Source organism: Pseudoxanthomonas sp. LjRoot204_2 (genome assembly GCF_056175765.1).
This window is the reverse complement of sequence record NZ_JBGFFG010000001.1, coordinates 1-19,263: the sequence shown is the minus strand read 5'-3', so window position 1 is coordinate 19,263 and position 19,263 is coordinate 1. Positions and strand designations below refer to the sequence as shown.

The window sequence follows — 19,263 nt, the reverse complement described above, 5'->3', positions numbered from 1 at the left end:
TGCGCCGTGCGCGCGTCCGCACGATGCCTGATCCGCATCGTGCGAACGGCGAACGGCGCACGCGGCATCAGGCGGCCAGGGTCGTCAGCAGGCCCTTCGCCGCATTGAACCGGTCCGGGGCATCCGGCATCGGCACCTTGATGCGCAGCTTGTCCGGCCCATCCATGGCGTAGAGCTTCGGCTGCTTCTGGATCAGCTGGATCACCGCCATCGGGTCGATCTTCGGCTTGGCCTCGAACACGATGCGCCCGCCGTGCTCGCCCAGTTCCAGCTTGCGGATACCCATCGCGTTCGCCGCCAACTTCAGCTCGGCGGTGGCGAACAGGTACTTGGCCGGGTCCGGCAGCAGGCCGAAGCGATCGATCATCTCCACCTGCAGGTCGCGCAACTCCTCCTTGTCGCGCGCGCTGCTGATGCGCTTGTACAGCGTCAGGCGCGTATGCACGTCCGGCAGGTAGTCGTCCGGGATCAATGCGGGCACGTTCAGTTCGACCTCCGCGCCGCGACGCTCCTGGCCCAGGTCGACGTCGGGCAGGTGGCCGGCCTTGATGGAGCGCACTGCGCGTTCCAGCAGCTCGGTGTAGAGACTGAAGCCGACCTCCGCCATCTGGCCGCTCTGGTCCTCGCCGAGCAGTTCACCGGCGCCGCGGATTTCCAGGTCGTGCGTCGCGAGGGTGAAGCCGGCGCCCAGTTCGTCCATCGAAGCGATCGCTTCCAGGCGGCGCTGCGCATCGGCGGTGATGCTGCGCTTGTCCGGCACGACCAGGTACGCGTAGCTGCGGTGATGCGAACGCCCGACGCGGCCGCGCAGCTGGTGCAGCTGCGCCAGGCCGAACTTGTCGGCGCGGTTCATGATGATGGTGTTGGCGTTGGGGATGTCGATGCCGGACTCGATGATCGTCGTGCACAGCAGCACGTTGAAACGTTGCTTCTGGAAATCCAGCATCACCTGTTCCAGCTCGCGCTCGGGCATCTGCCCGTGCGCCACGCCGATGCGTGATTCGGGCACCAGTTCCTGCAGCTCGCGCTGCATGCGGCCGATGCTCTCGACGTCGTTGTGCAGGAAGTACACCTGGCCACCGCGCGACAGCTCGCGCTGGAACGCCTCCTTCAGTAACGCCGCGTCCCAGGGGGTGACGAACGTCTGCACGGCCATGCGGTTGGCCGGCGGCGTGGCGATGATGGACAGGTCGCGCAGGCCTGCCATGGCCATGTTGAGCGTGCGCGGGATCGGCGTGGCGGTCAGCGTCAGCAGGTGCACGTTGGCGCGCAGCGCCTTCAGCGCCTCCTTCTGGCGCACGCCGAACCGCTGCTCCTCGTCGACGATCACCAGGCCGAGATCCTTGAATTTCACGTCGGGCTGGAGCAGCCGGTGCGTGCCGACGATGACATCCAGCCTGCCGTCGGCCAGCTTTTCCAGTTCCGCCTTGATCTCCTTGGCCGTCTTGAAGCGCGAAAGCACTTCCACCTTCAGCGGCCAGTCGGCGAAACGGTCGCGGAAGTTGCGGTAGTGCTGTTCGGCGAGCAGCGTGGTCGGCACCAGTACCGCCACCTGCTTGCCCGCGCTGGCGGCGGCGAACGCGGCACGCACCGCGACCTCGGTCTTGCCGAAGCCGACGTCGCCGCAGACCACCCGGTCCATCGGCTGGCTGCTGGCCAAGTCGCGGATCACCGATTCGATCGCGTGGTGCTGGTCGGGGGTCTCTTCGAACGGGAAACCGGCGGCGAACGGTTCGTACATCGCGCGGTCGAGGTGCAGGGCCAGGCCGGCGCGGGCCTGGCGGCGCGCCTGGATCTCCAGCAGTTCGGCGGCGACATCGCGGACTTTCTCCGCCGCTTTCTTCTTGGCCTTCGCCCAGGCTTCACCGCCGAGCGAATGCAACGGGGCCGTTTCCACCGACGCACCCGAGTAACGGCTGATCAGGTGCAGCTGTGCGACCGGCACGTACAGGCGATCGCCCTTCGCGTATTCGATCTCCAGGAACTCGCCCGGCATGCCGCCGACGTCCATCGCGATCAGGCCGCGATAACGGCCGACGCCATGATCCTCGTGGACGATCGGCGCGCCTTCGGTCAGTTCACCGAGGTCGCGGATGATCGCTTCCGGCTCACGCCCGGTGCGCTTGCGCCGGTGCGCCTGCGTGGCGCGTTCGGGGAACAACTGGCGCTCGGTCAGCACTGCGATGCGCGGATCGTCCAGCGCGAAGCCGTCGGCGAGCGGCGCAACGGCGATGGCGAAGCGTGGAAGCCCCTCTCCCTCCGGGAGAGGGGTTGGGGTGAGGGTGCGGGACGTACGCGATGGTTCGGCTGCCGAGGTCTTCGCCGCACCCTCATCCGGCGCTGCGCGCCACCTTCTCCCGGCGGGAGAAGGAAGAAATGCGCTGAAGTCGGCAACCACCTCCGGCTTCAGTTCCGCCGCCTGCAGCACTTCCAGCAAGGCCTCGCGGCGACCGGGCGAATCGGCGGCGATCAGCACGCGTCCCGGGTAGTGGCCGAGGAACGACTTCAACGCGTCGCCGGCGGGCGCGTCCTTGGCAGCGACAGGCAGCGGCGGCAACGGGTGCTCGCCCAGCGGCAGCGCATCGGCATGCCGGCTGTGCTGCGTGCCGCAGACCTCGATGCGGGCGCGCCGGTTGAGGTGCTCGCGCAGGCCGTCGGGCGAGAGATACAGCTCGTCCGGCGGCAGCAGCGGACGTTCGATGTCGTGGCGGCGCTGCTCGTAGCGGTTGCGCGTCTGGGCCCAGAACGCTTCGGCCGCCTCGCCGAAGCCGTCGGTGAGCAGCGGCAGCGCGTTCTCCTGCAGGTAGTCGAACAGGGTCGACGTCTGGTCGAAGAACAGCGGCAGGTAGTACTCCACGCCGGCCGGCGCCAGGCCGGACTTCAGGTCCTGGTACAGCGCGCTGCGCCGCGTGTCGACGTCGAAGCGGTCGCGCAGCAGCGTCATCGCGCGTTCGACGGAGCGTTCGTCCAGCGGCACTTCGCGGCCCGGGAGCAGCTGCACGGCATCGGTCCTGTCGAGCGAGCGCTGGCTTTCCGGGTCGAAGTGGCGGATCGAATCGATGGTGTCGTCGAGCAGCTCGATGCGCAGCGGCGCGTCCGCACCCATCGGGTAGACATCGAGCAACCCGCCTCGCACGGCGAAGTCGCCCGGGTCGAGCACCTGCGGCACGTGGCGGTAGCTGGCCGCTTCCAGCCGGCGCTTCTCGGCGTCGAAGTCGAGCCGCTGGCCGACGCGGTAGTCGAAGCTGCCGCCGACGATGTGGCGCAACGGCGACAGCCGCTGCATCAGCGTCTGCACCGGCACGATCACGATGCCGCGCGCCAGCGTGGGCAGGCGATGCAGGGCGGACAGGCGTTGCGACACGATGTCCGGATGCGGGCTGAACTGGTCGTACGGCAGGGTTTCCCAATCGGGGAACGGCACCACCGGTATCGCGGGGTCGTGCCCCAGCAGCGTGTGCAGGTCCGCTTCGAGCTGGTGCGCATCGTGGTTGTCGCGCGCGACGACCAGCAGCGGCCCGTCATGCGCGTGCGCGGCGGACGCGATCGACCAGGCGAGTGCGGTCGGCGATGCCGGGGCACGCCACCAGGCGCGCGACTGGCCGCCACGGGGCAGCGGCGGTGGGAGAGGGAAGGTTTTCGGGGCGTCGGTCATAGGGTCTGCAAAAACAACGGCAGCGCCGGACACCATGGATGGCCAGCGCGAAGGAACGCGGAGTTTACCAAGCGGGCTTGCCGGGGCCTGTCACGCCCGGGAACGGATCATTCCGCGGTGAGCGGATCGATCACGTGGGCAACCACGGAAATGCGGTCGATGGGAAAGCCGCCGCGCCGCGCATGTTCGAGCACAAGGTCTTCGCTCGATGCGCGGTAGACGCAGTAGAGGCKGTCATCGGTGACGTAGCTGTGCTCCCACTGGACCTGCGGGCCGAGGTCGTGGAGCACGCGGCACGAGGCCTGGGAGACGGACTTCAGCTCGACGGGCGTCATCAGGCCGGCGCCCTGGATGTCGCGTTCGATCAGATAGCGTGGCACGGTCGCCTCGAGGGCGGGTGGCGGGGTCACCCTGTACGCATGACACGCTGTCCGCAGCCCGCACGGGCCGACCGCCGGTCGGCCCGGTCAGGGATCTTCGTTCAGGTCGAGCACCACGCGGACCAGTCCGGAGCCGTCGTTTTCGCGGACACGCTTGAAACCCAGCGACTGCGCCAGCGTCAGCATGGGCTGGTTGGTATCGAGCACGTCGCCATACAGGCGGTCGAGCTTCTTCGAGCGCGCCCACTTGGCCAGCTTGCGCATCAGGTGGCGGCCCAGGCCCTGGCCGGCGATGAAGTGGCTGACCAGGATGGCGAATTCGGCCTCGCGTGTCCGCGGCACCATGGCAGCGCGCGCCACCGCGCCCACGAGGGCCTCGCCCGGCGGAAGCGCCTCGGCGGCGACCAGGGCGAACTCGGTGTTGGGGTCCGGATGGGTCAGGCGCTGCGCCATTTCCGGCGTGAGCTCCTTCAGCGCATACATGAACCGGTGGCGGATCTCTTCGGGCCCCAGCAGGCCGAAGGCGCCCTGAATGGGACCGGCATCCTCCGGCCGGATCGGGCGGATCAGCAGCTCGCGCCCGCTGGGCAGGCGGAAGTGTTCATGCCAGGGCGGAAGGCGTTTCGGCGCAGTCATGGCGTGATGCTCGCATGAAATCCGGAACCGGGGCGAGGGTCGCCGGCCCGCCGGTTCAGGCGCCGTGGCGTTTGCCGCGCAGGCGCGAGATCCCCGTGACGACAGCTACGATCACCGCGCCGGTCAGCACGCCGATGCCTGCATTGAACAGGCTGTCCCACAGCCAGCCGAGCTTGCCTTCCGCATACGGCTGGATGAGATGGTGCAGCGCCGGGACGCTGTGGACGAGGATGCCGCCGCCGACCAGGAACATGGCGGCGGTGCCGGCGATGGACAGGAACTTCATCAGGTACGGCGCGCTGTAGAGGATGCCGCGGCCGAAGGCACGCTTGAAGCGCGCCCAGCCGGTAGCGCGCGCATCGGCGGTCAGCGCCAGGCCGGCATCGTCCAGTTTCACGATGCCGCCGACCAAGCCGTACACGCCGACGGTCATGATGGCGGAGATCGCCACCAGCGTCAGCACCTGCTCCATGAAGGTGCGGCCCGCGAGCGTGCCCAGCGAGATGACGATGATTTCGGCGGACAGTATGAAGTCGGTGCGGATGGCGCCCCGGACCTTGTCCTTCTCGAACGCGACCATGTCGACGTTCGCGTCCTGGATCGCGGCCACGCGCTCGGCGTGGCGCTGGGTGTCGTCTTCCTTGTGCAGGAACTTGTGGGCCAGCTTCTCCACGCCCTCGAAGCAGAGGAAGGCACCGCCGATCATCATCAGCGGCGTCACCAGCGGGATGTCGTAACCTCGCCCGTGCAGCCAGGTTTCCAGGGCGCTGATCGCGAGCGCCGCCGGCACCAGGATCGCCTTGTTGACCACCGAGCCTTTCGCCACGGCCCAKACCACCGGCARYTCKCGGTCGGCCTTSACGCCSGWGACCTGYTGCGCATTRAGCGCCAGGTCGTCGCCCAGCACGCCCGCCGTCTTCTTGGCGGCCACCTTGGTCATCACCGACACGTCGTCCAGCAGGGTGGCGATGTCGTCGATCAGGGCGAACAGGCTGGATCCGGCCATGGATGAGGCGTCGTCTTGGGAAAGGGAGCGGCGATTCTCGCACAGYGCCCTGATGGATCAGGTAGCGGCCTTCACCCACTCCAGCCGATGGCTCGCACCGGCTTCGCCGAGGGTGGCGGCCAGTACCGGCAGCACCGGCGCCAGTGCGGCGTCGAGTTGCCACGGCGGGTTCACCACCAGCATCCCGCTGCCATTGAGGCGCAGCGGGGAGTCGTCCGGGCGGACCAGCAGTTCCGCGACGAAGGCGCCCTTCGAGGGCAGCGCGGCGGCCTTGCGGAAGAACGGCAGCAGGCTGCGCCGCTGCTTGACGGGATACCAGACCGCATACGTGGCGGCCGGCCAGCGCTCCAGGGCATCGCGCAGCGAGGCGATGATCTGCGGGTACTCCGCATCCTGCACTTCGTACGGCGGATCGATCAGTACCAGTCCGCGCGCGAAGCGTTGCGTGCCGAGACGCGGCGGCAGCAGGGCCTTCATCGCCGCATAGCCGTCGCGGGCATGGACGGCCACGCGCTCGTCGCCATCGAAGACCTCGCGCAACGCCTTCGCCTCGTCGGGCTGCAGCTCGCACGCCGCCAGCCGGTCCTGCGCACGCAGCGCCTGCGCGACCAGCAGGGGCGAACCCGGATAGGTGATCAGCGCGCCGACGGGATTGTTGGCGACCACGGCGCGAAGGTAGCGCTCGGCGGGGTCGGGCAGGCGGGCGGCGCCCATCAGCTTGAAGACGCCGTCGTCGGCCTCGGACGTCTTGCGGCTTTCCGCGCCGCCCAGCAGGTAGCGGCCGCGTCCGGCATGCGTGTCCAGCACGAAGAACGGCGCGTCCTTGCGCTTCAGCGCATCGACCAGGGCCAGCAGCACGATGTGCTTGAGGACGTCGGCATGGTTGCCGGCGTGGAACGCATGGCGGTAATTCATGGCGCGCAGCATATATGCTTGCGCCATGCCCCGCGTACTGATTGCCGAAGACGAAGCCGCCATCGCCGACGCCGTGCTGTATGCCCTGCGCAGCGAAGGCATCGACGCCGACCACTGCCTGCTGGCCCGCGATGTCGTGCCGCGCGTCCGCGCCGGCGGCATCGACGTGGTGGTGCTGGACGTGGGCCTGCCCGACGCCAGCGGCTTCGACGTCTGTCGCGCGCTGCGCGGCTTCACCGAGGTGCCGGTGATCTTCCTGACCGCGCGCAACGACGAGATCGACCGCGTGCTGGGCCTGGAGCTGGGTGCCGACGACTATGTCACCAAGCCGTTCTCGCCACGCGAACTGGTGGCGCGCGTGCGTGCCCGCCTGCGTCGCAGCGGCGGTACCGCGCCGACAGTCGCGGGCGACTGGGTCGCGCGCGGTGACTTCGCGATCGACCGCGAAGGCCACCGTATCCGCTACCGCCAGCAACCGCTCGACCTGACCCGCTATGAGTACGCCCTGCTGGACGCGTTGCTGCAACGCCCCGGCGCCATCCTCAGCCGGTCCCAGCTGATGGATCGCGGCTGGGACAGCGATGCCGACAGCACCGACCGTACCGTCGACACCCACGTCAAGACGCTGCGCGCCAAGCTGCGCGCGGCCGGCGCCGACCCCGACCCGATCCGCACGCACCGCGGGCTGGGCTACGCCATCGAGGCCTGAGATGCGCCTCGGGCTGAAGCTGGTCCTCGGCTTCTTCCTCATCGTCGGCATCGCCGCCTTCTTCGTGATGCGCGTGTTCGTCAACGAGGTGAAGCCCGGCGTGCGCCAGGCGATGGAATCCACCCTGGTCGATGCTGCGAACCTGCTGGCGGAAGTGGCCGCCGACGATCTCAAGGCCGGGCGCATCGCCGAGGGCGCGTTCGCTCGCCACGTGGCACTGGCGCAGAAGCGCGACCCGAAAGCGTGGGTGTGGCGCTTCCAGAAGCGGACGGTGGACTACCGCGTCACGGTCACCGACGCCCGCGGCACGGTGGTGTTCGATTCGCAGGGGCGCGACGTGGGCCGCGACAACTCGCGCTGGAACGACGTCTATCGCACCCTGCGTGGCGAATACGGCGCCCGCTCCAGCGCGGAAGTGCCCGGCGACAAGACGAACACCGTCATGCACGTGGCCGCGCCGATCTTCGATCCGGCCGACCGCTCGACGCTGATCGGCGTACTGACGCTGTCGCAGCCGAACCGCAGCATCGAGCCCTTCATCGTCGCCAGCCAGCGCAGCATCCTGTTGCGGGGCGCGTGGCTGATCGGCATCTCCGCCCTGATCGGCGTGGTGATGACGTGGTGGCTGATGCGCGGCATCGGCAGCCTGAACCGTTACGCGCAGGCGGTCAGCGCGGGCGAGCCCGTGCCGCCGCCGCGCCCGCGCACCGACGAGATCGGCGACCTCGGCCGCGCGCTGGAGACCATGCGCCGCAAGCTGCAGGGCAAGGCCTACGTCGAGCAGTATGTGCAGTCGCTGACCCATGAAATGAAAAGTCCGCTCGCGGCGATCCGCGGCGCCGCCGAGCTCCTGCAGGAACCGTTGCCGGAAGCCGATCGGCAACGCTTCGCGCGCAACATCCAGACCCAGGAGCATCGGCTCACCGAGACCATCGACAAGCTGCTTGCATTGGCGGAAGTGGAGCAGCACGGGTGGCTGCAGCGCCGTGAACGCATCGATACCGCCACCCTCGCCGATGATGTGGTGCAGGGAGTGGGTGCGAAGCTGACCCCGCAAGGCGTCGACGTCGTGCGGATGCCCCAGGCCGGCGCGTGGGCCGTCGAAGGCGATGCCTTCCTGCTGCGGCGCGCGCTGGGCAACCTGCTGGACAACGCGATCGCCTTCTCGCCGCCCGGTGGCACGGTGGAGCTGGTCATCGATGCCGTGGACGGACTGGTGCGCTTCATCGTGCGCGACCAGGGCCCGGGTGTGCCGGACTACGCACGGGAGCGCGTGTTCGAGCGCTTCTATTCGTTGCCACGGCCGGAGGGCGGGCAACGCAGTTCCGGCCTGGGCCTGCCCTTCGTGCGCGAAGTGATGCGCCTGCACGGGGGCGAAGTCACGCTGGAGAACCGGCCCGACGGTGGCGCGGAGGCGGTGTTGTCGCTGCCTGCGCTGCAGCCTTGAGGGATGCCTTCTCCGCGCTTGCGGGGGAGAAGGTGCCCGAAGGGTGGATGAGGGGCGTTTCCCCATCAGGCTTCGCGTCTCTCGCCGATAACGCCGCGCCTGCTGACCATGTCGTCAAGCGCCATCGTCGACGGTCTCCGCTCGCCCCTCACCCGCCTTCGGCGCCCTCTCCCCGTTAACGGTGAGAGGGAACCCCGCACTTCACACAGCCTTCAAACACGCTTCCTGCCGGTTGCACATCACCGGCGGACGATGCACCGCGTATCCAACCGGGGCATCGACATGAAGTCACTGAAGTTGCTGTTGCGTTTCCTCACCATCGGCGGGCTGGTCCTGCTGCTGCTCATTCCGCTGATGATGATCCGCGGCACCATCCAGGAGCGCGAGGCCTACCGGCATCAGGCCGTGGAGCGGGTCATCGAAGGCACGGCTGGCAAACAGCGCGTGACCGGGCCGATCCGCGTCGTCCCGTGGACCGAGGTCCGTCGCGTCGAGTGGCAGGACGACAAGGGCTCGAAGCGTTACCGCGACGAGAAGACTGCCGGCCACTTGTTGCAGATGCCGAAGACCTTGAACGTCGCGGGCCATCTGGCGCCCGCCGAACGCGCCGTGGGCCTGTACAAGGTACGCGTGTATGAATGGCATGCTGACCTCGATGCCACCTTCGAGTCCGCACTGCCGGGGCCGTCGGCCACCGGCGCTGAGCGCCAGTACGGCACGCCGTACATCGTGTTCGGCATTGCCGACGTGCGCGGTGTCGCCGGCACGCCCGAACTGAAGATCGATGGCGCGACGCTCCCGCTGAAGTCCGGTACCGGCTACCTGGGCGCGCGCCTGGACGGCATCCATGCCGAACTTCCTGCCGTCGCGGCGGGTCGGGTGGCGGGCCAGCAGGTGAAGATGAAGCTGCTCCTCAAGGGTACCGAATCGTTGTCCGTCGTCCCGCTGGGCGACAGCAATGACATCCGGATCAAGTCCAGCTGGCCGCATCCTAAGTTCGAAGGCTATTCGCCGAGCAGCGACGTCAGCGGTTCCGGTTTCAATGCCACGTGGAAGATTTCCTCGCTCGCCAGCAACGCGCAGAAGCAGCTGCGGGGCGAGGACGGTGGCGCGTCGCAGACCGACCGCATCGTCGACGGCCGCGTGCTGGCTGCGCCGTTGAACGGCGGCGTGGACGCGCTACAGGTCAGCCTGGTGGACCCGATCGACGTCTACACGCAGGCCGACCGCGCCAGCAAGTACGGCATCCTGTTCGTGGTGCTGACGTTCGTGGGGTTCGCGCTGTTCGAACTGATCAAGCGCTTGCCCATCCATCCGCTGCAATACCTGCTGGTGGGCCTGGCACTGGCGATCTTCTTCCTGCTGCTGCTGAGCCTGTCCGAGCACATCGCATTCTGGAAGGCCTACCTTGTTTCCGCGGCCGCCTGCATCGGATTGCAGTTCGTCTACCTGTCGGGCGTGCTGCAGAGCGGAGCGCGGGCGGCCGGGTTCGCCGCGATGCTGACCTCGCTGTACGGGGTGCTCTACGGCCTGCTGGTGTCGGAAGACAATGCCTTGCTGATGGGCTCTCTGCTGCTGTTCGGCATCCTCGCGGCGATCATGTGGGTCACCCGCAAGGTGGACTGGTACGCGCTGGGCGCGGAACTGCGCTGAGGCGGCCATGCTCGATGTCGACAGCCTCCATCGTCGTGCGTGCCGCGTGCTGCCGGTCAAGATCGGTACCGACGCGGTGCTGCTCGACGGCGCGGACGATCGACGGCTGGCCGCACTGTTGCTGCCGCTGTCGCATCGTCGCCAGGGCAGCCTCGTGTTCCGGTTGTCGTCGACCACGTTGCGGTCGCTGGCATCGCGCGCGGCGCAGTACCTGCAGGACGCGTGCCGGGCCAGGGAGGGCCTGGGGCGTCGCGCGCGACCCTTGACGTACGCCGCGTGGAAGCAGGAAGGGACCGGTCCGGCATCGCGCTTCCGGACCTGCAGCATGGACGGCCGCGCGGGCCTCTGCCTGCTGCCCGCCGCGGCATCCGTCGTCTACGTCTGGGACGATCGCGGACTCGACCGGGCGGGGTGGCGTGCCGTCCTTCCCTAGTGCCTGCTGCGTCACGATCTCGCCGCGGCCGATGGCGTGCGCTAGAGTCCAGGGATGGATTCAGCGCCCACCATCGGCCTCTTCCGTGGCCCGGAAATCACGCCCTGGCTCGACGACGTCGCACGCCTGCGCGTCGCGGTGTTCCGTGACTGGCCTTACCTCTACGAAGGCGATCCCGGTTACGAGCGCGACTACCTGGCCGCTTATGCCGCGTCTGCCGAAAGCATCTTCGTGCTGGCCATGCAGGGCGGGGACGTCGTCGGCGCATCCACGGGCCTGCCCCTGGCGGACGACACCGACGCCTTCCAGCAGCCGTTCCTTGCCGCGGGCATGGATCCCGAACAGGTTTTCTACTTCGGAGAGTCGGTGCTGTTGCCTGCCTGGCGGGGCCACGGCATCGGCCATGCGTTCTTCGATCACCGCGAGGCGCATGCGCGCGCCCTGGGGCGCTTCGGCTGGACGGCCTTCTGCGCGGTGGACCGCGACGCCGGCGATCCGCGCAGGCCGTTGGCGCACCGCACGAACGAAGCGTTCTGGGACAAGCGGGGCTATGCGCGACAACCGGGCATGACGATGCCGCTGGCATGGAACGAGATCGGCCGCGGTGAGGTCGACCACGCACTGACGTTCTGGCTGCGCGGACTGGAGCCATCACGATGAAGGTGGCCGTCGCCAAGTACGCGATCGGGGCGCCCGCCGACTTCGACGCCTTCGCCGAACGCCAGGCACGCGTGATCGGCGAAGCGGCGGAGCAGGGTGCGCGCGTGGCCGTGCTGCCGGAATATCTTTCGCTGGAACTGGCGGCGACCTTCGATGCCGCCGTGCAGGCCGACCTGCTGGCTTCGCTCGCGGCGATACAGCAGTACCGGGATCGCTGGCTCGCGCTGTATGCACGGTTGGCCCGGGAGATGGATCTGTGCATCGTGGCCGGCAGCTTCCTGCTCGCGCAAGATGGGGGACGCTACAGCAACCGCAGCGATGTCTTCACGCCGCGTGGCGGGCATGCCTGGCAGGACAAGCTGCAGTTGACCGGATTCGAGAAGGCGCTCGGCGTCATCGAAGGTGGCGACGCGCTGACGGTATTCGACCTTGATGGCGTGCGGTGCGGGGTGTCCGTCTGCTACGACAGCGAGTTCCCGCTGCCGGTGCGTGCGCAGGCCGAGGCGGGCGCACGACTGCTGCTGGTTCCGAGTTGCACGGATACCGACGCCGGGGCCACGCGTGTGCGGGTCGGTTGCCTGGCGCGCGCGCTGGAGAACCGTATGTTCGTCGCGCAGGCGGTGACGGCCGGGGAGGCGCCCTGGAGCCTCGCGCTGGACATCAACACCGGCGAGGCGGCTATCTATGCCCCGATGGATCGCGGCCTGCCTGCCGATGGCGTGGTGGCGAAGACCGCCGGCGCCCAGGCCTGGGCGATCGCGGACCTGGATCTCGACGCCCTGGACCGCAGCCGTGCGGACGCGCAGGTGGCGAATGATCGTGACTGGGCGGGTCAGCTGCGGCCGGCACTCGTGCGCGCCAAACTCCAGTCGTTGTAGGAGCGCCCTCGGGCGCGATGCTTTTCCGCACACCCAACGAACAGCGTCGCGTCCGAGGGCACTGCTGCAACAGATGGTCGTGCTCGCGATGCCTGGCGTGACTGCCGACTCAACCCGCAGCGATAGTCCCCCTAGCCCAGCAAGCTGACGCCGGGCACGATCCAGATCGACAGTCCCGCCAGCAGCGTTCCGATGGCCGTGGCGGCCAGCACGTCGCTCGGATAATGCAGTCCCAACACCACGCGCGACGCGGCCACGCAGGCGGCGAACGGGATCAGCAACGGCGCCAGGCCCGGGTAGTGCGCGAGTGCAACAAGGGTGAATGCGACGGCATGCAGCGTGTGGCCGGACGGGAAGCTGAACTCGTCCAGCGGCGCGATCCACGCGCGGATGCGCACGTCGGATGCGAACGGGCGCGGCCGGCGCGTCCAGCGCTTCAATGCCTTGTACAGCGTCAGTGCGATGACGCCGGTGCCCGCGAGGTGGGCAGAGGCCGCCAGGCCGTCCATGCCGTCGGCGACGATCAGCGCCGCCATCAGCACATACCAGAACACGCCGTCGCCCAGGCGGCTCACGACAGCGAAGAACCGGCGCACGCCGGCCCATTCACCCCACCGGTTGGCGCGCAGGCACCAGCCGGCGTCCCGGCCCATGAAGGCATTACGCGGCAGCAGCGGACGCATGGATGTTCCTCCGTGTCAGGGCGAGACCAGTCAGCAATGCATCGAAATCCGCCGCCACCTGGTCAGGATGCAGGCCGCGCATCGCGCGGCTGGCGGAACTGCCCTGCGCGCGACGCATCGGTGCATCCGCACCCAGGCGCAGTGCGGCGGCCAGGAAATCCTCGTCGTTCTCCACCGCCGCGCCGTGCACGCCGTCGATCAGGTGTTCGCGGGCGGCGCCGTAGTTGAACGCCACGGTCGGCACGCCGCTGGCCATCGCCTCCAGCGTGACGTTGCCGAACGTTTCGCTGTGGCTGGAGAACAGGAACAGGTCACCGCTGGCGAAGTGCCGAGCCAGCGCTTCCCCGCGCTGCACGCCGCAGAACAGGAAGTCGGGATGCTCCTGCGACAGTCGCTCGCGCAGCGGACCGTCGCCGACCCACACGAACTTCGCCGTCGGTTGCCGCTGCTGGATCGCGCGGAACGCGCGTATCGACAGGTCCAGGTTCTTTTCCGCCGCGATGCGGCCGACATAGATGACCGCCAGGTCATCCGGCCCCAGGCCCCACGCGGCGCGCAGCGCATCGTCGCGCCTGGACGGGCTGAAGTGACRCGCATCGACCGCGCGCGCCAGCCGCACCACACGGTCGAACCCCTGCGCCTGCAGGAAGTCCGCCAACTCGCGCGTGGGCACCAGCGTCGCGTCGGCGCCGTTGTGGAAGCGGCGCATCCATCGCAGGGCGGTGTGCTGCAGGAAGCGCACGCCGTAGTCGCGCATGTATTCGTCGAAGCGGGTGTGGAAGCCGGTCGCCACCGGGATGCCGAGCCGCCGCGCGGCACGCAACGCCGACCATCCCAGCGGACCTTCCGTGGCCACGTAGATCGCATCCGGCGGGTCGTCCTTCCACTGCGACAGCAGGCGGCGCGTGGCGGGCAGGCCGAACTTCAGGCCCGGATAACGCGGCAGGCTGGCGCCGCGCACCAGCAGGGTGTCGTCGACATGCGGCAGGTCGCCGGGTTGGCGCGGGCGGACCAGCGAGACCGCGCGACCGCGCTGGCGAAGGCCGGCCTCCAGGCCCTGCACGGTCAGGGCCACGCCGTTCACTTCCGGCGGATACGTCTCGGTGACGATGGCAAAGCGCATGCGCGACTCCACGTTTTGCGCATGCTGGACGCGAAAGATGTAGCCGGTGTGTCGAACGCGTGACCGGCCGATGACGGCGACCGCCGCGACATCAGCGTGGGGCGCGTGCAGGCCGGCCGTTGGCGGCGGCCTCCTTCAAGAGGCGCCGGAACGTGGGGCATGCCATGTGGTCGGGGGCAGGGCAGGCGGCGGCATGCCGCAGGCCACGACGCAGCGCAGCCAGACGGTGGATCATGGCATCGATCTCGCGCGCTTTCGCCAGCAGGCTGCGCCGGTCGATGTCGGGTCGTCCATCAGGACCCAACATGGTGGCGATCTCGTGCAGCGTGAAGCCTGCGGTCTGCCCCAGCGCGATCAGCGCAAGGCGTTCCAGTACGCCGGGGTCGAACGTGCGACGGAGGCCCTGCCGTCCGTTCGAGGCGATCAGCCCTTTCTGTTCGTAGTAGCGCAATGCCGACGCGGGGACGCCGGACCGCTTCGCGACCTCGCCGATGTCCATGCGGATGCCCTCTTGACTTGAAGTCGACTTGAAGTCGCATCCTGCGCGCACCGGCCCTGCGGGACAAGCCTGCGGTGCCATCCCGTCCGGAGAACGTCATGGAATTTCCCGTCCACATCGTGCTGATCGGTCTCGGCGCCACCGTGACGATGGATGCGTGGGGCCTGCTGCGGTGGCGCGTGTTCGGCGTGCCGCGTGCGGATTACGGACGCGTGGGACGCTGGCTGGGCCACATGGCAGCGGGGCAGTTCCGGCACGAGGCCATTGCCCGCAGTCCGCCCGTCCGCGGCGAGCGCGTATTGGGCTGGGTCGCGCACTACCTGACCGGGGTCGCCTTCGCCGCGTTGCTGCCGGTGGTCTGGGGCGATGCGTGGTTGCGCGATCCCACGCCGTTACCGGCATTGCTGCTCGGGGTCGGGACCGTCGCCGCGCCGTTCCTGCTGATGCAGCCGGGCATGGGTGCGGGCGTGGCGGCGTCCCGCACTGCCGAGCCAGGCAGGGCGCGCCTGCACAGCCTCGTCAACCACCTCGTGTTCGGCGCGGGCCTGTACCTCTCGGCCATGTTCCTGCGTCCGCTGTTCCCCGCCTGATCCTTTCCTGTTCCCGGAGACTTCCCATGCGTATCCCCGTCCGTTTCGCTCCGTTGCTGTTCGGCGCCCTGCTGTCCGCGATCATGGTGTCGCTGTTGTCCGCGTTCGTGCTGCTGGTCAACCAGGGCCTGCGTCCCGACTTCCTGGGCACCTGGGCACGCACTTGCGCCACGACCTGGCCCGTGGCCTTCCTTGCCGTCACGCTGGTGGCACCCCGGGTGCGCCGGGTGGTCGCCCGCATGACGGCCTGAGCGTCGGAGGGTCAGGCGATGCTTACCAGGCGAGGCCTTCCTGCCACGCCTCTTCCGGCAACCAGGTGGTCCGGTTCGGCGAGGGGGCATCCACACGTCCCTCAGCCACACTGCGCGCGACCCTGGGTTCGATCTCGGCGAACCGGACGGCACGTGCGCCGATCCGGGCTCCGATCAGGTTGTTGTGGATATCCATCGCATTGGAGCGCTTCCCTTGATGTTCCATCACGGCGTTGACCCACGACACGACCCGCGGGTGGAGCGTATGCGAGACCACCGCGCTTGCCAGCGTGTGCCGATAGGCATCCAACGGTCCGTGCCGCCCGCCAGGCAGCGGGCTCTGCGAAACGTGCGACCAGGTGTAGGTCAGCACGAATGCCGGGTAGGCTCCCATCGCCAGGGCGGTGAGGGCGAGCCGGATCAGCCACGTGCGCTTTCGTCGGGACAGGTGCATGGCGCTTCGGACGATGCCAGGGATCAGGCGTCGAGCTGGTGGCGCAGTTCGGTCACGACGGCGCGCCACGCATGGATGTCGTCGGTCTCTTCCCACAAGTCCCGGAGCTCGGAGTGGTCGCCCAGCAAGCGTGTGAGCGCCTGCCGCGCTTGCGTGGCGATTCCGGCGGTGATCGTGGGCCGGATGCGGGCGAGCCAGGCAGCCAGGCCGTCCTGCTGCTGCGCGGCCAGCGTGGGCCGGCCTGCCGCAGCCGCGACGATCTCGGCGGCCACGATGGCCAGCACAGCATCCGATGCTTCCACGTACTCGGTCGAGGTCAGCACGTTGTCCAGTGCTTCGCGGACAAGCGCCAGGTCGCCGCTGTCCAGGACGTCGATCATGAAATCCGCCGCGTCGTCGTTTTCGAAGGAACCGATGCCCCAGGTGCCCATCCGCCTACTCCTTGCGCTGGCCTGCAAGGGCGAGCACGACCATGGCGGGCAGCGCCACGAGAAACGCGATGACAGCCGTCTGGTAGTGCCGTGCATTGTACAGGTTGGTCATCCCGAGATCTCCTCGCGTGGGTTTTCACGTAGTGGAGAGGCGATCCGCACGGTCGGTTACACCCAGACGTCATTCTTCGCCGTGTAGGCACCGCCCGCATCGCCCGTATTCACCACGCCGCGGGGTTCCACCAGCATGATGCTGCACTCGTCGACGGCCACGGGCCGGTGCTCGACGCCCCTGGGTACCACGTACATTTCCCCGGTCGTCAGCGCTACCGCCTTGTCGCGGAACTCCAGCGTCAGCGCACCGTCGAGCACGATGAACACCTCATCGGTGTCCGCATGCGCATGCCAGACGAATTCGCCCTTCACCTTGGCGAGCTTGAACTGGTAGTCGTTCATTTCGGCGATGACGCGCGGAGACCAATGCTCGGAGAAGCGGGACAGCTTGTCCTTCAGATTGATGGCGGTGTGTGACATGGGCGTCCCGGAATGAAGCGGCTCGCAATACCGCATGGTGGGGTTGCACTGTGCGTCAGGGAACCCGCTCGCCGCGTGCCGCGGTGAACAGCGCATACCACTCTTCCCGCGTCAGCACGACGTCGTCTGCGGCCGCGCACGCGCCGAGCCTGACGGGATCCGTCGTGCCGATGATCGGCTGGATGCCGGCAGGGTGCCGCAGCAGCCAGGCGATCTGGATCGCCTCGGGCGCCACGCCTTTGTCTTCCGCGATCCGCCGCAGCAGCAGCGATGTCGCGTGGATGACGGGATCGGCAAACGCCGACGTCGTCGCCAGCCTGCCGCCCGCCAAGGGCGACCAGGCCTGCACGCGGACGCCGTGCAAGCGGCAGTGGTCCAGCGTGCCGGCGGCGGAGGCATGGACATGGCCGGTGGTGTTGGCGACCACGCCGTCGTCGATCAGGTGATGGTGGAGCAGGCTGAGTTCCACCTGGTTGGCGACCAGGGGTTGCCGCACATGGCGCCGCAGCAGGTCGATCTGCCACGGCGTATGGTTGCTCACGCCGAAATGCCGCACCTTGCCGGCGGCCTGCAGGTCGTCGAAGGCGCGCGCGACCTCCTCCGGCTCGACCAGGGCGTCCGGACGGTGCAGCAGCAGCACGTCGAGATGGTCCACGCCAAGGCGTGACAGGCTGCCTTCCACCGACGCGGTGATGTGGGCATGGCTGAAATCGTAGCGGCCCGGCGTGCCGGCGGGATCCTCGGCAAAGCGGATGCCGCACTTGGATTGCAGCACCATCCGACCGCGCAGGCCGGGCGACGCGCGCAGCACGTCGCCGAATACCTGCTCGGACTTGCCGCGGGCGTAGATGTCGGCGTGGTCGAACAGCGTGATGCCGTGCGACAGCGCGGTTTCGACCAGGCGCTGCGCCTGCCGGCGCTCGTCGGCGGTGACCGGGGTGGCGTCCCAGGCACGGCTGAGGTGCATGCAGCCGTAGGCGATGCGGGACACCGGCAGGCCGTCGGCGAGGAGGTAGGTCTTCATGGCGGCGGAACGGAGAGGTCGGGGCGCATCATCGCAGGTCGCGGGCATGCCTCAGTAGCGCCGGCGCTCGGCCGCGATCCGGCGGGCCAGTGCGTCGGCCTCGAGCGGGCGCGCCAGGTGGTAGCCCTGCACGTCGTCGACGCCGAGCGCGCGCAGGGCGTCCAGTTCGGAGGCGGTCTCCACGCCTTCGGCCACCACGTGCGACTGCGTCTGGCGGGCGAATTCGATCAGGGCGGCAGCGAGTGCGCGACGCGGCGAATCGTGGTCGATCCCGCGCGTCAGGCTCAGGTCCAGCTTGATGATGTCCGGATGGATCGCGAGCACGTGCCGCATGCTGGCGTAGCCGGCGCCGGCATCGTCCACGGCGATGCGCACGCCGGCCTCGCGCAACGGCGCCAGCCGTTCGTTGAGCAACGCATAGTCGTCGACCAGCGAGTGCTCGGTGATCTCCAGCACCACGCGCCGTGGATCCAGGTCGTCGATGTAGCCGTCGATGCCGCCACTGACGAGGGTCTGCGGCGAGACATTCAGCGCGACATAGAAATCGCCGCTGACCTCGCGCAGGCCGTCCAGCGCGGACAGGATGGCATTGAGTTCCAGCCTGACGCCGAGGCCGATGGCGCGGGCTTCGGCGAACCACACGTCGGGCGTGCGCTGCGGTTCCAGCAGGAAGCGAGACAGGCACTCCACGCCGACGATCCTGCGCGTGCTGCTGCGGTAGATCGGCTGGTACACCATGTGCGGCTGGCCGAGTTCCAGCACGGAGGTGATGCGCGCCACCTTCTCTTCATGCTCTTGGACGGYATGCAGGTCGCCGTCGATCTGGTAGGCGAGCAGGTCCGCGAACGCGCGCATCATGTGCAGGTCGCGCTCGCCGAGCGACAGGCTGGGCGCCAGGCTGAAGCAGCAGAACGTGCCGTAGACGCGTCCGTCGCGCAGCCGGATGGGCACGCTGATGTGCGCGCCGATCGGCACGTGCTGTGTTTCGGGGATGCATTCCAGCGCGGGGATTGCCGCCRTATCGGGGATGAGCTGCGGGATGCTCCCTTCGACCACGCGCATGCAGTAGCCCTCGTCCAGCGGGCTGGAATCGCCGGGCCGGATGGGCGCGCGGTCGAGTCGGGTGGCGACATGGCGGAAGACACGGTGGCTGCCATGGAATTCGCTGACGAAGGCCACGTCCATGTCGAGGTGGCGGCGTACCGCGTCGAGCAGCCGGTCCACGTTGCGGCCGATCGCGACGGCGCCGGGCCCGCCTTCCAGCCAAGCGTCGGTCAACGCCTCCTCGGGTTTCCTACTGTC

The 19,263-nt window shown here is 68.6% G+C and carries 21 protein-coding genes; 8 read left to right on the top strand and 13 right to left on the bottom strand.

Going from position 1 to position 19,263, the window contains the following annotated elements; all coding sequences use genetic code 11:
* Positions 1 to 67: 67 nt before the first annotated feature.
* From mfd to AC04L7_RS00085, 5 genes are all read right to left on the bottom strand, one after another.
* On the bottom strand, positions 68 to 3,655 hold the full coding sequence (gene mfd, locus AC04L7_RS00105; RefSeq protein WP_435997664.1) for a transcription-repair coupling factor: 3,588 nt from the start codon (positions 3,653 to 3,655) through the stop codon (positions 68 to 70).
* Between the two features lie 107 nt (positions 3,656 to 3,762).
* Positions 3,763 to 4,065 carry a DUF4242 domain-containing protein gene (locus AC04L7_RS00100; protein WP_475512341.1) on the bottom strand — a complete coding sequence of 101 codons (303 nt, stop codon included), beginning with the start codon at positions 4,063 to 4,065 and terminating at the stop codon, positions 3,763 to 3,765.
* A 57-nt stretch (positions 4,066 to 4,122) separates the two neighbouring features.
* A complete protein-coding gene (locus AC04L7_RS00095; protein ID WP_299341591.1) occupies positions 4,123 to 4,671 on the bottom strand; it encodes a GNAT family N-acetyltransferase in 549 nt (182 codons plus the stop codon).
* A 55-nt stretch (positions 4,672 to 4,726) separates the two neighbouring features.
* The gene (locus AC04L7_RS00090) at positions 4,727 to 5,677 is read right to left on the bottom strand and encodes a DUF808 domain-containing protein (RefSeq protein ID WP_475512340.1); all 951 of its coding nucleotides are present in this window, start codon (positions 5,675 to 5,677) and stop codon (positions 4,727 to 4,729) included.
* Between the two features lie 57 nt (positions 5,678 to 5,734).
* Positions 5,735 to 6,592, bottom strand: a complete 858-nt coding sequence (locus tag AC04L7_RS00085; RefSeq protein WP_299341595.1) for a 23S rRNA (adenine(2030)-N(6))-methyltransferase RlmJ — start codon at positions 6,590 to 6,592, stop codon at positions 5,735 to 5,737.
* Positions 6,593 to 6,617: 25 nt separating this feature from the next.
* Between AC04L7_RS00085 and creB the strand changes: the two genes are divergently transcribed.
* The 6 genes from creB to AC04L7_RS00055 all read left to right on the top strand — a co-directional run bounded on the left by creB (position 6,618) and on the right by AC04L7_RS00055 (position 12,372).
* Positions 6,618 to 7,301, top strand: coding sequence for a two-component system response regulator CreB (gene creB, locus AC04L7_RS00080; protein WP_435997671.1), 684 nt, complete (start codon positions 6,618 to 6,620; stop codon positions 7,299 to 7,301).
* A 1-nt stretch (position 7,302) separates the two neighbouring features.
* A complete protein-coding gene (gene creC / locus AC04L7_RS00075) occupies positions 7,303 to 8,748 on the top strand; it encodes a two-component system sensor histidine kinase CreC (protein ID WP_435997673.1) in 1,446 nt (481 codons plus the stop codon).
* Between the two features lie 282 nt (positions 8,749 to 9,030).
* Entirely contained in the window at positions 9,031 to 10,401 is a 1,371-nt protein-coding gene (creD, locus tag AC04L7_RS00070) for a cell envelope integrity protein CreD (protein ID WP_435997675.1), read from the top strand.
* A gap of 7 nt (positions 10,402 to 10,408) precedes the next feature.
* Positions 10,409 to 10,834, top strand: coding sequence for a hypothetical protein (locus tag AC04L7_RS00065; RefSeq protein ID WP_296280019.1), 426 nt, complete (start codon positions 10,409 to 10,411; stop codon positions 10,832 to 10,834).
* 54 nt (positions 10,835 to 10,888) lie between these two features.
* Positions 10,889 to 11,494 carry a GNAT family N-acetyltransferase gene (locus tag AC04L7_RS00060; protein WP_435997678.1) on the top strand — a complete coding sequence of 202 codons (606 nt, stop codon included), beginning with the start codon at positions 10,889 to 10,891 and terminating at the stop codon, positions 11,492 to 11,494.
* Positions 11,491 to 12,372 carry a carbon-nitrogen hydrolase family protein gene (locus tag AC04L7_RS00055; RefSeq protein ID WP_435997679.1) on the top strand — a complete coding sequence of 294 codons (882 nt, stop codon included), beginning with the start codon at positions 11,491 to 11,493 and terminating at the stop codon, positions 12,370 to 12,372. The genes AC04L7_RS00060 and AC04L7_RS00055 overlap by 4 nt, the downstream gene beginning before the upstream one ends.
* Positions 12,373 to 12,503: 131 nt before the next feature.
* Here AC04L7_RS00055 and AC04L7_RS00050 read toward each other — a convergent pair whose 3' ends face one another.
* The 3 genes from AC04L7_RS00050 to AC04L7_RS00040 all read right to left on the bottom strand — a co-directional run bounded on the left by AC04L7_RS00050 (position 12,504) and on the right by AC04L7_RS00040 (position 14,677).
* Positions 12,504 to 13,055: a phosphatase PAP2 family protein gene (locus AC04L7_RS00050; protein WP_435997681.1), complete on the bottom strand. Its 552-nt coding sequence runs from the start codon at positions 13,053 to 13,055 to the stop codon at positions 12,504 to 12,506.
* A complete protein-coding gene (locus tag AC04L7_RS00045; protein ID WP_475512339.1) occupies positions 13,033 to 14,178 on the bottom strand; it encodes a glycosyltransferase family 4 protein in 1,146 nt (381 codons plus the stop codon). Before AC04L7_RS00045 ends, AC04L7_RS00050 begins: the two co-directional genes overlap by 23 nt.
* Before the next feature lie 91 nt (positions 14,179 to 14,269).
* Positions 14,270 to 14,677 carry a helix-turn-helix domain-containing protein gene (locus tag AC04L7_RS00040; protein WP_435997684.1) on the bottom strand — a complete coding sequence of 136 codons (408 nt, stop codon included), beginning with the start codon at positions 14,675 to 14,677 and terminating at the stop codon, positions 14,270 to 14,272.
* 98 nt (positions 14,678 to 14,775) lie between these two features.
* Between AC04L7_RS00040 and AC04L7_RS00035 the strand changes: the two genes are divergently transcribed.
* Both AC04L7_RS00035 and AC04L7_RS00030 read left to right on the top strand, forming a co-directional pair.
* Positions 14,776 to 15,267 (top strand): DUF2938 domain-containing protein, encoded by a 492-nt coding sequence (locus AC04L7_RS00035; protein WP_435997686.1) that lies wholly within the window; start codon positions 14,776 to 14,778, stop codon positions 15,265 to 15,267.
* A 26-nt stretch (positions 15,268 to 15,293) separates the two neighbouring features.
* A complete protein-coding gene (locus AC04L7_RS00030) occupies positions 15,294 to 15,518 on the top strand; it encodes a DUF2798 domain-containing protein (protein ID WP_435997688.1) in 225 nt (74 codons plus the stop codon).
* A 22-nt stretch (positions 15,519 to 15,540) separates the two neighbouring features.
* On the opposite strand, the gene AC04L7_RS00025 is transcribed toward AC04L7_RS00030, so the two are convergent.
* The 5 genes from AC04L7_RS00025 to AC04L7_RS00005 form a co-directional block, all read right to left on the bottom strand.
* On the bottom strand, positions 15,541 to 15,972 hold the full coding sequence (locus AC04L7_RS00025; RefSeq protein WP_435997690.1) for a hypothetical protein: 432 nt from the start codon (positions 15,970 to 15,972) through the stop codon (positions 15,541 to 15,543).
* A 23-nt stretch (positions 15,973 to 15,995) separates the two neighbouring features.
* The gene (locus AC04L7_RS00020) at positions 15,996 to 16,403 is read right to left on the bottom strand and encodes a DUF4259 domain-containing protein (protein ID WP_435997692.1); all 408 of its coding nucleotides are present in this window, start codon (positions 16,401 to 16,403) and stop codon (positions 15,996 to 15,998) included.
* A gap of 168 nt (positions 16,404 to 16,571) precedes the next feature.
* Entirely contained in the window at positions 16,572 to 16,937 is a 366-nt protein-coding gene (locus AC04L7_RS00015) for a cupin domain-containing protein (RefSeq protein ID WP_435997694.1), read from the bottom strand.
* A 55-nt stretch (positions 16,938 to 16,992) separates the two neighbouring features.
* Positions 16,993 to 17,961: an aldo/keto reductase gene (locus tag AC04L7_RS00010; protein ID WP_296280040.1), complete on the bottom strand. Its 969-nt coding sequence runs from the start codon at positions 17,959 to 17,961 to the stop codon at positions 16,993 to 16,995.
* A 51-nt stretch (positions 17,962 to 18,012) separates the two neighbouring features.
* Positions 18,013 to 19,263 (bottom strand): sensor domain-containing phosphodiesterase (locus AC04L7_RS00005; protein WP_475512338.1); only part of this gene is annotated, 1,251 nt, incomplete at its 5' end.

Coding starts and splice junctions, on each gene's coding strand:
- AC04L7_RS00015 (WP_435997694.1), bottom strand. CDS start 16,937: ATGTCACACACCGCCATCAATCTGAAGGACAAGCTGTCCCGCTTCTCC.
- AC04L7_RS00040 (WP_435997684.1), bottom strand. CDS start 14,677: ATGGACATCGGCGAGGTCGCGAAGCGGTCCGGCGTCCCCGCGTCGGCA.
- AC04L7_RS00060 (WP_435997678.1), top strand. CDS start 10,889: ATGGATTCAGCGCCCACCATCGGCCTCTTCCGTGGCCCGGAAATCACG.
- AC04L7_RS00020 (WP_435997692.1), bottom strand. CDS start 16,403: ATGGGCACCTGGGGCATCGGTTCCTTCGAAAACGACGACGCGGCGGAT.
- AC04L7_RS00010 (WP_296280040.1), bottom strand. CDS start 17,961: ATGAAGACCTACCTCCTCGCCGACGGCCTGCCGGTGTCCCGCATCGCC.
- AC04L7_RS00035 (WP_435997686.1), top strand. CDS start 14,776: ATGGAATTTCCCGTCCACATCGTGCTGATCGGTCTCGGCGCCACCGTG.
- AC04L7_RS00050 (WP_435997681.1), bottom strand. CDS start 13,055: ATGCGTCCGCTGCTGCCGCGTAATGCCTTCATGGGCCGGGACGCCGGC.
- AC04L7_RS00055 (WP_435997679.1), top strand. CDS start 11,491: ATGAAGGTGGCCGTCGCCAAGTACGCGATCGGGGCGCCCGCCGACTTC.
- AC04L7_RS00065 (WP_296280019.1), top strand. CDS start 10,409: ATGCTCGATGTCGACAGCCTCCATCGTCGTGCGTGCCGCGTGCTGCCG.
- AC04L7_RS00095 (WP_299341591.1), bottom strand. CDS start 4,671: ATGACTGCGCCGAAACGCCTTCCGCCCTGGCATGAACACTTCCGCCTG.
- creB (WP_435997671.1), top strand. CDS start 6,618: ATGCCCCGCGTACTGATTGCCGAAGACGAAGCCGCCATCGCCGACGCC.
- AC04L7_RS00030 (WP_435997688.1), top strand. CDS start 15,294: ATGCGTATCCCCGTCCGTTTCGCTCCGTTGCTGTTCGGCGCCCTGCTG.
- creC (WP_435997673.1), top strand. CDS start 7,303: ATGCGCCTCGGGCTGAAGCTGGTCCTCGGCTTCTTCCTCATCGTCGGC.
- mfd (WP_435997664.1), bottom strand. CDS start 3,655: ATGACCGACGCCCCGAAAACCTTCCCTCTCCCACCGCCGCTGCCCCGT.
- creD (WP_435997675.1), top strand. CDS start 9,031: ATGAAGTCACTGAAGTTGCTGTTGCGTTTCCTCACCATCGGCGGGCTG.
- AC04L7_RS00085 (WP_299341595.1), bottom strand. CDS start 6,592: ATGAATTACCGCCATGCGTTCCACGCCGGCAACCATGCCGACGTCCTC.
- AC04L7_RS00025 (WP_435997690.1), bottom strand. CDS start 15,972: ATGCACCTGTCCCGACGAAAGCGCACGTGGCTGATCCGGCTCGCCCTC.